The organism is Pseudoalteromonas sp. SCSIO 43101, from assembly GCF_023650775.1.
Classification (GTDB): Bacteria; Pseudomonadota; Gammaproteobacteria; order Enterobacterales; family Alteromonadaceae; genus Pseudoalteromonas; species Pseudoalteromonas apostichopi.
In genome coordinates this window covers 1,098,334-1,110,656 of record NZ_CP072673.1, presented here as the reverse complement: position 1 = coordinate 1,110,656, position 12,323 = coordinate 1,098,334, and the positions used below count along the sequence as shown (strand labels likewise).

General features: G+C 41.3%; 13 protein-coding genes. 3 read left to right on the top strand and 10 right to left on the bottom strand.

The genetic code is table 11. The annotated features are described in order from the left end of the window. Positions 1–233 precede the first annotated feature (233 nt). Positions 234–1,457: an EAL and HDOD domain-containing protein gene (locus tag J8Z25_RS05285; protein ID WP_130052042.1), complete on the top strand. Its 1,224-nt coding sequence runs from the start codon at positions 234–236 to the stop codon at positions 1,455–1,457. A 65-nt stretch (positions 1,458–1,522) separates the two neighbouring features. On the opposite strand, the gene J8Z25_RS05280 is transcribed toward J8Z25_RS05285, so the two are convergent. The 10 genes from J8Z25_RS05280 to ccmA are packed head-to-tail and all read right to left on the bottom strand — an operon-like array spanning position 1,523 to position 9,238. After that, positions 1,523–2,254, bottom strand: coding sequence for an MlaA family lipoprotein (locus J8Z25_RS05280; protein ID WP_130052043.1), 732 nt, complete (start codon positions 2,252–2,254; stop codon positions 1,523–1,525). 9 nt (positions 2,255–2,263) lie between these two features. Then, positions 2,264–3,526: a c-type cytochrome biogenesis protein CcmI gene (gene ccmI, locus J8Z25_RS05275; RefSeq protein ID WP_250661791.1), complete on the bottom strand. Its 1,263-nt coding sequence runs from the start codon at positions 3,524–3,526 to the stop codon at positions 2,264–2,266. Further along, positions 3,527–3,988: a cytochrome c-type biogenesis protein gene (locus J8Z25_RS05270; protein WP_130052045.1), complete on the bottom strand. Its 462-nt coding sequence runs from the start codon at positions 3,986–3,988 to the stop codon at positions 3,527–3,529. It lies immediately after the preceding gene. Then, positions 3,988–4,557 (bottom strand): DsbE family thiol:disulfide interchange protein, encoded by a 570-nt coding sequence (locus J8Z25_RS05265; protein WP_130052046.1) that lies wholly within the window; start codon positions 4,555–4,557, stop codon positions 3,988–3,990. The genes J8Z25_RS05270 and J8Z25_RS05265 overlap by 1 nt, the downstream gene beginning before the upstream one ends. After that, the gene (locus J8Z25_RS05260; RefSeq protein ID WP_178926723.1) at positions 4,554–6,509 is read right to left on the bottom strand and encodes a heme lyase CcmF/NrfE family subunit; all 1,956 of its coding nucleotides are present in this window, start codon (positions 6,507–6,509) and stop codon (positions 4,554–4,556) included. The genes J8Z25_RS05265 and J8Z25_RS05260 overlap by 4 nt, the downstream gene beginning before the upstream one ends. A gap of 1 nt (position 6,510) precedes the next feature. After that, positions 6,511–6,990, bottom strand: coding sequence for a cytochrome c maturation protein CcmE (gene ccmE, locus J8Z25_RS05255; RefSeq protein ID WP_130052048.1), 480 nt, complete (start codon positions 6,988–6,990; stop codon positions 6,511–6,513). Then, positions 6,987–7,190 carry a heme exporter protein CcmD gene (gene ccmD, locus J8Z25_RS05250; protein ID WP_167657948.1) on the bottom strand — a complete coding sequence of 68 codons (204 nt, stop codon included), beginning with the start codon at positions 7,188–7,190 and terminating at the stop codon, positions 6,987–6,989. The genes ccmE and ccmD overlap by 4 nt, the downstream gene beginning before the upstream one ends. 2 nt (positions 7,191–7,192) lie before the next feature. Beyond that, a complete protein-coding gene (locus tag J8Z25_RS05245; protein WP_130052050.1) occupies positions 7,193–7,930 on the bottom strand; it encodes a heme ABC transporter permease in 738 nt (245 codons plus the stop codon). Between the two features lies 1 nt (position 7,931). Then, the gene (gene ccmB / locus J8Z25_RS05240; protein ID WP_250661790.1) at positions 7,932–8,618 is read right to left on the bottom strand and encodes a heme exporter protein CcmB; all 687 of its coding nucleotides are present in this window, start codon (positions 8,616–8,618) and stop codon (positions 7,932–7,934) included. Then, positions 8,618–9,238 (bottom strand): cytochrome c biogenesis heme-transporting ATPase CcmA, encoded by a 621-nt coding sequence (gene ccmA / locus J8Z25_RS05235; RefSeq protein WP_250661789.1) that lies wholly within the window; start codon positions 9,236–9,238, stop codon positions 8,618–8,620. Before ccmA ends, ccmB begins: the two co-directional genes overlap by 1 nt. Positions 9,239–9,340: 102 nt before the next feature. Between ccmA and fliK the strand changes: the two genes are divergently transcribed. Together fliK and J8Z25_RS05225 are read left to right on the top strand one after the other, a co-directional pair. Then, entirely contained in the window at positions 9,341–11,968 is a 2,628-nt protein-coding gene (gene fliK, locus J8Z25_RS05230; RefSeq protein WP_250661788.1) for a flagellar hook-length control protein FliK, read from the top strand. A 5-nt stretch (positions 11,969–11,973) separates the two neighbouring features. Further along, the gene (locus J8Z25_RS05225; protein WP_130052052.1) at positions 11,974–12,282 is read left to right on the top strand and encodes an EscU/YscU/HrcU family type III secretion system export apparatus switch protein; all 309 of its coding nucleotides are present in this window, start codon (positions 11,974–11,976) and stop codon (positions 12,280–12,282) included. The last annotated feature ends 41 nt before the right edge of the window (positions 12,283–12,323 follow it).

The following is a 12,323-nucleotide window of genomic DNA, read 5'->3' as shown; positions in this document are numbered from 1 at the left end:
TACAACTCCAATCAAGCCGTTCAGTGGCAGGTTTACAATTACAACCTTTTCATAACAAAAATGTGATATTTAATCGCTAGTTATAGAATTTCATTACAATTTATCCTAGTCTTAGGATCACAGAAAATCAGTATTTATCCTCAAAAATGAATATTTAATTAATGCTATTTTAGGCACGATGACTTATATTGCTCATGGATAAATGAATTAACCGAAGTGGACTTGCTAGGACTATGTATTTTTACGCTGCACGCCAACCTATTTTAGATAAGGAAAAGAAACTTGTCGGCTACGAACTCTTGTTTAGGGATGGCGTAGATAACGTTTTTCCTGATATTGACGGTGATGAAGCGACATCTCGACTCATTGAAGGTAGTCAGTTCAATTTTGGTTTAGAAGATTTAACGGATAACAAACCAGCCTACATTAATTTCACTTTAGAGACACTCCAAAAAGGCTACCCACTTTTACTGGGTAAAGAGCAAGTAGTTGTCGAAATTCTTGAAACGATTCAACCGGGTAAACGTTTACTAGCAATGGTTCAAGATTTAAAAGAGCGCGGATATACGCTTGCCCTTGATGATTACATACACCAACCTGTTTGGCGCCATTTTTATCCGTATATCGATATTATCAAAATTGACTTTTTAACCTGTGATAAAGAGTCTATTGAATCCGTCGTTGAGGCAATCAAACCTCACCCGCACATCAAGTTACTCGCCGAGAAAGTTGAAACATACGAAAAATACCAACTTGCTTTGGACATGGGGTTTAGCTATTTTCAAGGCTTTTTCTTTTCAAAGCCTGAAATGGTGCAAAGTAAAACTTTACCACCTTCTGAGATGGCTCTTGCCGAGCTTTTATACGAAACCTCAAGTATTGATTTAAATCTCAGAAAAATCACCGAGGTATTTGAACGAGACGTTAACTTATCTTACAAGTTGTTACGCTATTCAAACTCAGCAGCTTTCAAACGCAGAGCTGAAATTAGCACGATAAAACAAGCGCTGATTGTTTTAGGCAGTGAAGAAATCAAACGTTTCTTATCACTTTTATTTGCTGCACAAGTTGCGGCAGATAAACCTGCAGAGCTGATACGTTTATCACTAACCCGCGCCCGTTTTGCTGAGTTATTAGCAATAAGCCATGGCAAGTTACGTGATACGGGTATGGCATTTTTAACCGGTATGATGTCGTTAATGGACGCTATCCTCGATGAAGATATGCCAAGCGTAATGGGTAAACTTCCTCTTACAAATGAAATCAAAGGTGCTTTGCTTCATGGTGAAGGATTACTAGCGACTTATTTACGCTTAGTAAAATTTTATGAACAAGCTGAGTGGGATAAAGCAAAGGATATTCAAGAAGAACTCGGTCTTAAACCCGAAGAAGTACCTGATGCTTACCACGATGCATTAAGCTGGTCTAATGAACAAATGGGTGTATTTGGAGATTAACTTCCCCCATATAAACATAAAAATGCCAGCAATTGCTGGCATTTTTATTGGTTTGATTTTTTAGGTTAGAGATTTTCTAGGAAATCTTCATCAAAATCATCGGGTTCTTTTTCTACTGGTGGATTACCATCATGTAGCTCATATAATTGACGCTGGAAGTAGATATCCTTCATAAAAATGTAAGGGTCTAACGACTCATTTAATAAGCTCTCTTGCGGCATCAACGAGGCACGTGCTTCAACGGCTTTTAGCGCAAATACCAGAATAGTTTGTGGTGTGGTTAGTGTAATTTCAGGTAGAACGAAGTTATCTACCACATCACCAGTTAGATTTCGTGCTGTACTTGGCCCCATACCTGGGATCATTAAATAAGCACCATCACCGACTCCCCATACACCTAGGGTTTGACCAAAATCTTCATCGACAATTTCTAAACCAAGCGATGAGGCTACATCAAATAAGCCAAGTAGACCTACCGTAGAGTTCACTAGAAAGCGCGCTAAACTAATACCCATATTACCTGGTTTACCCTGCAGACCAGCATTGACCATATCTGTCGGCGCTGTAATGTTATCAGTAAAATTAACAATACTGCGTCTAACAGGGGTTGGTGTCACTGTAACATAACCAACGGCTGCTGGACGAAGAATATAGGCATCAAGCACGTCCATATTAAAATCATACATAGGACGGTTAAACGACTGTAATGGGTCTCGCTCATCCACTTTTTCTTCAGGTATCTGTGCGCATCCTGCAAGTACTAAAAAAAAGATAAAAAATATACTGTGCCTAAACATCGGCTATCCTTACGGTATTAACTCATTAATTAGCAGTGAATATTCTTTAACGTTTGCACGCTCTAAGACATCCGACTTGCCTTCCAACTCGCCGCTTGAAGTTACCACAGTTGCATCTTTTGATAAACGCGCAGTTAAAATAATTTTATCGACACTAGATAGATTCAGACCTTCAACCATCGCATTAGTATCACTTAACATCACTGTTAACGGAAAACTATACTCTGTCATTTTAACTACAGCCAATGGCATTTGCGGGCCACTTGCCGCTTTAGCAAAAATAAACAATGTACCGTTTTGCGGCTGTGAATCGGCAAGTGCAGGGTCTAAATCAACTATGATGCTAATTTCACTGCTTGTAGCCTCTGCTAATTCAGTCTTTTTGACTTGCTGATCATTACTTAAATGGGCATCGATTTCGGCAATACGCTCTGCAATCATGCTATAACGCGGGTCGCTTTGCTGCATACTTGCAAGCAATACTTCAAATGCTGTTTTAGCTTGAAGCCAATCTTTACGCTCATAAGCAATCAATGCTAATAATGAGATTGCATCAATATTAGTTGGCTCTGCTTTTAGCACTCTTGATAACATAGTCGCTGCTCGAGACATATTCGCATCACTGCCTTCCATTAGCAAAACTTGCGAGTAGCTGATCAGCACTTGTTTGTTATCAGGATTCATTTTAAGCACTTTATCAAATGACTGCATTGCCATATCAAATTCATTTAATGACATAGCAACACGACCTAGTAGCATCCACGCCACTTCATCATCACCACTTTGATCAAGCTTAGTACGCAGTGCTAAAGCAAAAGCTTGTAGCTCATTCGGTGTTAAAGGCTCACCTTCTTGCATAACGGCACGCTCACCGTATGACTTAAGATTAGCCATCGCGTCATGCCAGCCTTTAATTTGCTGCTGACTACCGGTATAACCATAAAAGATAGCTGTTAAAACAATCAAAAAGCCTGCGCCAGTAAGGGCAAAAATACGGTTATTACCTTTACTGTTCAACGCTTTTTCAGGCGACAACTCATTGAGTAAACGACGTTTTTGTTCGATAACTGACTCATCGTGCATTTGTGCATCAATACGTTGGTTATCGAGTTCAGTTTTAAGTTCATCTAAACGTTGATGATAAATTCGGATTAACTCCGAGTTTGCATTGTGATCAAGACGTTGAATACGCTCACGTTTAAAAAACGGTACGACAACAAATAGCAATGCAATCAGTGTGAGTAAAACAAAAGAAGCCCACATTAATGCCATCTAGCTTTGCTCCTGACGTTGATTTTGTTCAATTAATTTTGCAAGTAATGCTTCGTCTTGCTCTGTCCATGTTTGTTTCACTGATGCCTTGCGTTGGCGTAAAACTATAAAGCCAAAGCCAAGAACCACAATCAATACAGGCAATACCCACAATACCAAGGTTGCTGGTGTGACTGGTGGATCGTAGTGTACGAAGTAACCATAACGGTCAATCATGTAATCAATGACTTCATCTTTGCTTTTGCCATCTTTTACCAGCGCTAACACCTTATCGCGTAAGTCTTTGGCTACAACCGCGTCTGAGTCAGCTATATTTTGGTTTTGACATTTTGGACAGCGCAGCTCTTTGGTTAGCTCACTAAAGCGAACGGCTTGTTCTTTATCATCAAATTGATACTTGTCTTGCTCTGCAAATGCTGTAAACGTGATAAACAAACTTACTAAAAAGATCACGAGTCTCATTACTGTAACTCCTGCATTAACGGTGCGAATTTAGCACGCCATACACGCGGATTAATATCACCTGTATGGTGCAGCAAAATAGTGCCTTGCTTATCGACTAAGAAGGTTTCTGGCGCACCAGAAACCCCTAAATCAAGAGCTAAAGTGCGCTTTAAATCTAAGATATTAAATTGATACGGGTCGCCGGCACGATTAAGCATGCTAGTTACGTCTTCACGTAGTGCGTTAATATCAAACTGACCATCGAAATCAGGGTCATAGCCTTGTTCATAGTATAAACCAACTATCTTAACGCCCTGCTCTCTAAGCTCAGTCAAGTAACCTAACTCAGCTAAACAAGTCGGACACCAAGTACCCCATACATTAAGTAGGTAAACTTCACCTTTTAAATCGGCGTCAGTCCAACGCTTTGACTCATCCATCAAATCTGGCAAGTTAAAAGTAGGCATAGCCTGCCCAATACGCCCTGTTTGTAACTCACGAGGATTAGCAAACAAACCTTGATATAAAAACACACACAGTAAAACGAACACCAATAAAGGCGCTAGTGCGATGAGTTTGCGATTCATACTAAAGCCTCCTGCTTAGTCGACTTCTGGCGATAGCGTTTATCACCAAGCACTAAAAAGCCTGCCAGTGAAATCAAGATACCACCGAGCCACATCCAACGAACATAAGGTTTATGATAAATACGTAACGACCAAGCACCTTGGCTTAATTGCTCACCCAGTGCTAGGTATAAGTCTCGTGTAAAACCGGCATCAACAGCCGCTTCTGTCATAAATTGCATACCAATGTCATAACGACGCTTTTCAGCATGTAAAACGGTCACTTTTTTATCGTTTTTCAGTACAGTGACGACACCTGCATGACCACTATAGTTTGCGCCACGAATTGTTTTAACGCCGTCAAATCGGTACTGGTATTCATTTAAAGCCACGGTTTCGCCAGGCTTCATTGATACATCACGCTCAACTGAGTAAGCAGAAGTTAACGTTACACCTGCAATCACGAATGCTAAACCAATGTGACCTAAAACCATCGCCCAGTAACTTAGCCCTAGTCGTTTAAAGCCTTCGCCTAGAGAGCTATGAATAGTCACTTTTGCAGCTAAATCAACAAGAGTGGTAACAAAAATCCATACCGCCAATGCTGTTGCAATAAAAGTAATTGGCGCAATCACGTCGTAGCTTGAATACAACCATGCCGCCGTTGCAACTAAACTTACTGCTGCCGACAGAACAAGTTTATTCTGCAGCATTGACCATTTGTTTTGTTTCCAACGTAACAGTGGACCCATACCCATTAAAATGGCAAATGGCACTAGTAGAATAGCAAACATCTTGTTGAAGAAAGGCTCACCAATCGAAATACTGCCTAAGCCAAGCTCTTTGTGGATCATTGGCAGTAAAGTACCTAGAAGTACAATCAGCGTTGCCACAACTAAAAATATATTGTTTAACCAAAGGGCAACTTCACGTGAGGCAAACTTATAACGGCCCTCACTTTTCACCTGTGAAACACGCAGTGCATACAGCGATAAACCGCCACCCACAACAATGGCTAAGAAAGCTAAAATGAACATACCGCGATTAGGATCTGACGCAAAGGCATGCACAGATACAATAATGCCCGATCGAACAATAAAAGTACCCAGTAAGCTTAGAGAGAATGCCGCAATAGCCAGTAACACTGTCCATGACTTAAATACACCACGTTTTTCTGTGGTTGAGAGTGAGTGTAATAGCGCTGTTGCCACAAGCCATGGCATTAAAGAAGCGTTTTCAACGGGATCCCAGAACCACCAGCCGCCCCAGCCTAGTTCTGAGTATGCCCACCAACTACCGATGGTAATACCTAAAGTTAAAAACCCCCATGCAGCCATAGTCCAAGGACGAGACCACTTGGCCCAAGTATTATCGAGTTTACCAGTAAGTAGCGCAGCGATTGCGAATGAGAAAGACACTGATAGACCTACGTAACCCATATAAAGCAATGGCGGGTGAATAATCATACCTGGGTCTTGCAGTAATGGATTTAAATCGCGACCTTCAACTGGGAAATACGGCAATAGACGTTCAAATGGGCTCGACATTAACAAGGTATACAGCATAAAGCCGACACCTAAAAAGCCTAACACACCAAGCACTCGGGCACGTAAAACCCAAGGCAATGATTGCGAGCGCATAGCAACAACGGCTGTCCAACCTGCTTGCATCACTAACCAAAGTAAAATTGCTCCTTCATGACCACCCCATGTCGAAGTGATTTTGTAGTACCAAGGTAAGGTGCTACTTGAGTGATAAGCAACGTACGATACGGTAAAGTCGTCGGTTAAACTGGCATAAATAAGTGCTGCAAATGATAAAAGTACAAATACGAACTGCCCAATTGCTAATGATGGAGCTGCGCGCATTAAACGTAAATTGCCGGTATGCGCCCCCCACAAAGGAAAAATACACAGTAAAACACTGAGCACCATAGCCAGTGTTAAAGAAAAATAACCGAGTTCTGGGATCATATTAATTACCGTTCTCTAAGTTATACGTCGGTTTTTCGTGTTTAATACCTTTCACTGCTTCTGCAACTTCTGCTGGCATATACTCTTCATCATGCTTTGCAAGAACTTCAAAGGCATCAATTTCATTCGCTTTTACTAACACGCCCTGCGCCACAATCCCTTGGCCTTCACGAAATAAGTCTGGCAAAATCCCTTGATAATTAATGGTCACCATAGGGCCTTTATCTATTAACTTAAAGCTTACCTTTAAGCTTGATTCATCTCGAACAACTGAGCCTGGCACAACCATGCCACCTATACGTAGCTTCTGACCGATGTGCGGTTTTTCTTTATTTGGTCCTTTACCCTCAACAAGTTCACTTGGGGTATAGAATAGATTGATGTTTTCTTGCAGTGCATAAAGCACTAAACCAATGGTTGCACCCACACCAAAAATAATGGCTACAACAGCTAATAAACGTTTTTTACGTCTTGGATTCATTGCCCTGCCTCTTGCTTCGCTTTCTTAATGCGCTCTTCACGTTGTGCTTGCTGCCTAACTGAAGAGAAAATACGCTTTGTATCGTTTAACGAACTAAATAAAATACCGAGTAAAATCAATGCACAGCTGCCAAAAGACAACCACACATAAAAGCCATAGCCACCCATGGCAATAAAATCTGAAAAAGAATCAAACTGCATGATTAACCTCGCTTAAGCATATCACGCACCCAAGGGCGGTGCTTTTCACGTTGTAAAATTTCGTTTTTAAGGCGGATTAAAGTCACAACCCCAACAAAACCTGCAAACGCAACTATGTTCACCATTAATGGCCAAAACATGCTTGGATCAATGGCTTTAGTATCAAACTTTGTAATGGTTGCACCTTGGTGCAAGGTATTCCACCACTCTACCGAGAAGTGAATAATCGGTAAGTTGATAACTCCAACAATCGCTAAAATACAGGCGGCACGACCCGCTGCTTTTTTATCTTCAAAAGCATGATAAAGCGATAACACACCCAAGTATAAAAATAACAGAATGAGCTCAGAGGTAAGACGCGCATCCCACACCCACCATGCGCCCCACATAGGCTTACCCCATGCTGCGCCGGTAATTAGTGCTATCGCTGTCACACATGCCCCAACTGGTGCAATTGCAATTACAGCAAGTTCAGCATTACGTAATTGCCATACTAGTGCGATCACTGCTGCAATCGCCATAGAAGAATAAGCGCCCATTGATAAAATTGCTGAAGGCACATGGATAAAAATAATTCGGTAGCTATCTTTTTGTTGGTAATCGGCTGGAGCATAAGCAAGCCCCCAGACCCATCCAACAATCATACAGACCACCGTAACGACGGCGAAATAAGGCAGTAAGGTGTTACACAATTGGTAAGCACGATCTGCTTTTGCGTAGGGATGTAACCACTTCCACATATTAACTTACACTCACTTTCAATGCTGACGATATGGCAATTGGCGCCGCTATAATCGCTACGATTAGCATGGCACCAAGAATTGCAAGCTGTCCGCTATAGGCAAGCTCCATAGAGCTGGTATCAATAGCAGAGGTTGCAAAGATTAGTACAGGGATATACAAAGGCAAAACAAGCAAACTCATCAGAATGCCGCCTTTTTGCAGTCCCACAGTAAGTCCAGCGCCAATTGCGCCAATGAAGCTAAGCAATGGTGTCCCCAACAATAACGTGAGAACAGTTGCTAAAAGCGCTGAACTTTCTAAATTCAATAACAAAGCAAATACCGGTGTCATTAACACTAAAGGCAGCCCCGTAATAACCCAATGAGCCGCAACTTTTGCAAGCACTGTCAACGGTAATGGATACGAAGAGGCAATTAATTGCTCTAATGTTCCGTCGTGATAATCATCACGAAATAGTTTATCTAGGCCTAACATTGTCGATAGTAACGCAGCAACCCAAATAATACCCGGAGCCATGCGAGCTAGCAGTTCAGGCTCAGGGCCAATTGCTAACGGAAAAAGTGTAATAACAATAAGAAAAAACAAGATGGGGTTAACGATTTCAGCACGCTGACGAAACGCTAATTTCAGATCTTTAGAAAAAACCGCAGAGAATAATTGCCAATACGAATGCTGCTTTACCATCAGTGGCGATACTCCAAAGTCACTGTTTTTAGGTCACTAAATTGTGTCGTTAAATCTTGGTGGGTAGTTAAAAGAATTGCGCCGCCAGCATTTAAATGCTCAACAAAGCGTTCTTGCAAAAATGCTACACCGCTTTTATCAAGAGCCGTAAATGGCTCATCAAGGATCCATAGCTTGGCACTATTTAACCACAACCTTACTAAGGCTACACGGCGCTGCTGTCCTGCTGACAACATGCGAACAGGCACATCTTCAAGGCCAACTAAACCTATTTTTGCTAGGATCGGATATAAGTCTTGCTTGCAATCATAACCATTAATTTTTAGCCAAAATGCAACATTCTCAAGGGCAGTGAGTTGCGTATTTACACCGGTTTTATGGCCGATGAACATTAGCTCTTGTGCATATTCATCATAGTATTTTGTAATCGAACGCTCTTGGTAAAAAACATCGCCTTCATCTGGCATAGCGAAACCCGCGATAATGCGCAATAATGATGTTTTACCAGCCCCATTCGGACCAGCTAACTGCATAATTTGCCCCGATTTCAAGCTGAAATTAAGTTCCGCAAACAAACAACGATCTTGCTTGATGCAGGTGACGGCCTTAATGTGTAACAAGATGACGATTCTCTATACCCAAAATTAGGCGTTAGTCTACCATAATGATAGGGTAATACGAATATTGCTTTAAAACGATTAACTTATATTTGATCTAAAATAATGAATAAACAAAGCCAGTTGACTCTCAGTACTCAGCTTAATCTAGACCCAAAAGCAATCAGCAGTGCATCAGAACACTCACCAAATGATGCCTTAAAAATGCTGGCTGAGCAGAGCCTAACTGCCCGTAATATTGTGATTGGTAAGCACAGCGTGCAAATGGACGAGCTAATCAATAACTCATGGCAAACATTACGCTTATCAACAGAGCAAGAGAATCTCAAAACTGAGCGCTTTTTAGCGGCCAACATTCAATTAAGTAGTGATGGTAAACAGCTGACTATCACACCATCACCGCTGACGATTACACTTGGCAAAAGCCAGCAGTTACAAGCACTACTGAACTTGCTAACGCAAGGGAGTGCAAATACAAATCTGCCACACCCAGCTCAAATTGCGCCAAGCAAACCTTTACTACAACTACCAACATTAAAAACAGAGTTTACTCTTAACAATAGCCTCGTTGCTCTTTTAAAAGCTGAAGCACCACTTAAAGCCATTTTGCTGCCTGCTACCAATCAACAAAACAGCTTTAACTTAAATATTATTAATCGCTTTGGCGATTCATTGCATCAACAAAGTGTTAACCAACAAAAAGTAGCCGAGTTGGTGGCTAAGCTAACCCCTGAAATGAACTTAAAACTAGCTGGGCAGCAAGTGCAACTGAGTGTTGCTAACAAACAACAAAACGAATTAATTCTACCTCTTTCAAAAATGTCGCCAAAGCAAGCCAAACAGATTCAAGCCCAGTGGCAATTTCACCCGCATGCATTAAAACTAATCCCCCAGCAAGTTAAAAATACTGTTGAACTGATAAATAAAGCACCTGTGCAACAAATACTGTTAAAGAATTCGCTGTCTGAAACATTTAACCAAGCATTAAAAAGCCAAGCTGTTGAAGCTAAGAATACGTTGTTAGCACCATCGAGCAGCTCAAATTCACCAATTAGCTCTTGGCTAAAAGACAGTTTTGCTGATTTAAAAACGCGTATCAGTGATGCAGTGCGCTATTTTGAAAAACTCCCTGCTACCACAAAAGCTGCTGTAAACCAGTCAACGCATCAGCTGATTGAAAGCAAAAACACGATTAGCCAGCTAGGCTTTAATGCTAATAAAATCAATATAATAAAGTTTGCCGCTGTTCAACAAACCGGGCCACAACACGCAGCGTTCCAAGTAGCGCAAAAAGCCAGTGGGCCAGTTACAGCTAATACGCCATTACCTACGTCTAAACAGACAGAATCATTAACCGAAAGTCAGTCTGCAAAGCAAGTTAGTTTACCCGTAAGCTATAACAAGGCGGCACCTTTAATACAACTATTGCAGCGAATAAAAGTCAGTTTAGAGCCGCTTGTTAATGCACAAACTCAGGCGAGTCAATCATCAACAAACAGTAGCAAAACACAACCTTCTTTGCTGAGCACAGATAATACTTTGCAAACAGCGCCTACAGACAACAAAGCTGTTAATACACTGAGTTCTGGTAAGCCTGTACCTGAACAGCTTGCTCAAGTTAAAAGTAATCTTGCAAATTCAGTAGTTAAAAATAGCAGTGAGCAGGTTATACAAACTAAACAAGCGACATTAAACTCAGCGACTCGAGCACTTAGTGAGCAAACCGCAGGGTTACAAAAAGTTGCTCAGCAGCAAACTCAATTACACGCCCCTTTTTTAGCTTTGAAAGAACCGAACTTGAGTCAGCCATTATTGCCGATAAGACCGATTGAAGCGGCACTGATTTCGAAACTATTACCGCTTCCTGAAAGCAAGCTTATAGCAAGCATACCTCTACCGGTGCAATTAACAGAAAAACTTGTAGCACTGAGTGAACAAAATACATCATCTTCAGTAGATTTAAATCGACTCGTTAATCAAGCATTTAATCGCATGATCTCGAGTCAAAACATGCACCCTACAACGATTGAACGAGAACTTTTAAGTATCCTCAGGCCAACAGCGCTGCCTAGCCAAACTCAGCAAGCAAGCTTTAGCCAAGGGTTAGAACAATTAGCAGTGGCTACACTTGCCGCACCAATTATTAACCAAGCACCAACCAACCTTAGTTTTAATAATCAGACAGGTCTTGATGCCTTACTGCAAGTGTTAGTGCCCAACTTTAAAGCCGTTAACGGCAGTAAGTTACTAGAACAGCTACAGCAGCCTGCGATGCAAGCTATGGCAGCTGAAGCTTCACAACTAAAAAACACTTTGGCTCAGGTGCAAACAACGCCCATCAATCAGCAACAAGATAACAGTGCTTTGGCGCAGTTTTTCTTGCCGATGAAGTTACCTCCTGATACTGGGCAAACAGAAATCAGCTTAGGGCAGTATAAAAAGCCAAGTAAAAATAAACTCGAAGCTAAGAATGTCTGGTTTGTGCGGTTGAACTTTGATTATGCCCAGCTTGGCAAGTTACAAATTACCGCAGAGGTGATGGATAAAGCAGTTGATTGTCAGTTACTCGCTTCTTCACAAGAAGTAACCGCACTTGCTCATCCGCACTTAGAAACACTGCGTCATAAATTAGCTGGCCATGGCTTAAATGTAGGCGAGCTAAACTTGCAGCAAGGTACATCAAGCCACCAAGCTTTTTATAAATCGCATGCGATTATTAATATTAAGGTGTAATATTTATGAGTGAACAATCGGTGCATAAATCAGCAATTGGCCTACTATATGAAGCAGGCAGCTCACCACGAGTAACCAGTAAAGGCTTTGGTGAATTGGCTGAAGAAATCGTTAAACTTGCTGAGCAAAAAGGTATTTTGATACACCAAGATGCTGACTTAGCACAAACCTTATCGCATCTTGAGTTAGGTGAAGAAATTCCAAAAGAGCTTTACTACGTGATTGCAGAGTTAATTGCTTTTTCATATGTATTACGTGGTAAATTTCCACCGGGTTGGCAAGATTTTCAGGGTAAGCTCAACATTCAAGCTTAGGGTTCAAAAACTCAAATAAAAAAGCGCCTCATTGGGCCAAT

Coding starts and splice junctions, on each gene's coding strand:
- J8Z25_RS05285 (WP_130052042.1), top strand. CDS start 234: ATGTATTTTTACGCTGCACGCCAACCTATTTTAGATAAGGAAAAGAAA.
- J8Z25_RS05280 (WP_130052043.1), bottom strand. CDS start 2,254: ATGTTTAGGCACAGTATATTTTTTATCTTTTTTTTAGTACTTGCAGGA.
- ccmI (WP_250661791.1), bottom strand. CDS start 3,526: ATGGCATTAATGTGGGCTTCTTTTGTTTTACTCACACTGATTGCATTG.
- J8Z25_RS05270 (WP_130052045.1), bottom strand. CDS start 3,988: ATGAGACTCGTGATCTTTTTAGTAAGTTTGTTTATCACGTTTACAGCA.
- J8Z25_RS05265 (WP_130052046.1), bottom strand. CDS start 4,557: ATGAATCGCAAACTCATCGCACTAGCGCCTTTATTGGTGTTCGTTTTA.
- J8Z25_RS05260 (WP_178926723.1), bottom strand. CDS start 6,509: ATGATCCCAGAACTCGGTTATTTTTCTTTAACACTGGCTATGGTGCTC.
- ccmE (WP_130052048.1), bottom strand. CDS start 6,990: ATGAATCCAAGACGTAAAAAACGTTTATTAGCTGTTGTAGCCATTATT.
- ccmD (WP_167657948.1), bottom strand. CDS start 7,190: ATGCAGTTTGATTCTTTTTCAGATTTTATTGCCATGGGTGGCTATGGC.
- J8Z25_RS05245 (WP_130052050.1), bottom strand. CDS start 7,930: ATGTGGAAGTGGTTACATCCCTACGCAAAAGCAGATCGTGCTTACCAA.
- ccmB (WP_250661790.1), bottom strand. CDS start 8,618: ATGGTAAAGCAGCATTCGTATTGGCAATTATTCTCTGCGGTTTTTTCT.
- fliK (WP_250661788.1), top strand. CDS start 9,341: ATGAATAAACAAAGCCAGTTGACTCTCAGTACTCAGCTTAATCTAGAC.
- J8Z25_RS05225 (WP_130052052.1), top strand. CDS start 11,974: ATGAGTGAACAATCGGTGCATAAATCAGCAATTGGCCTACTATATGAA.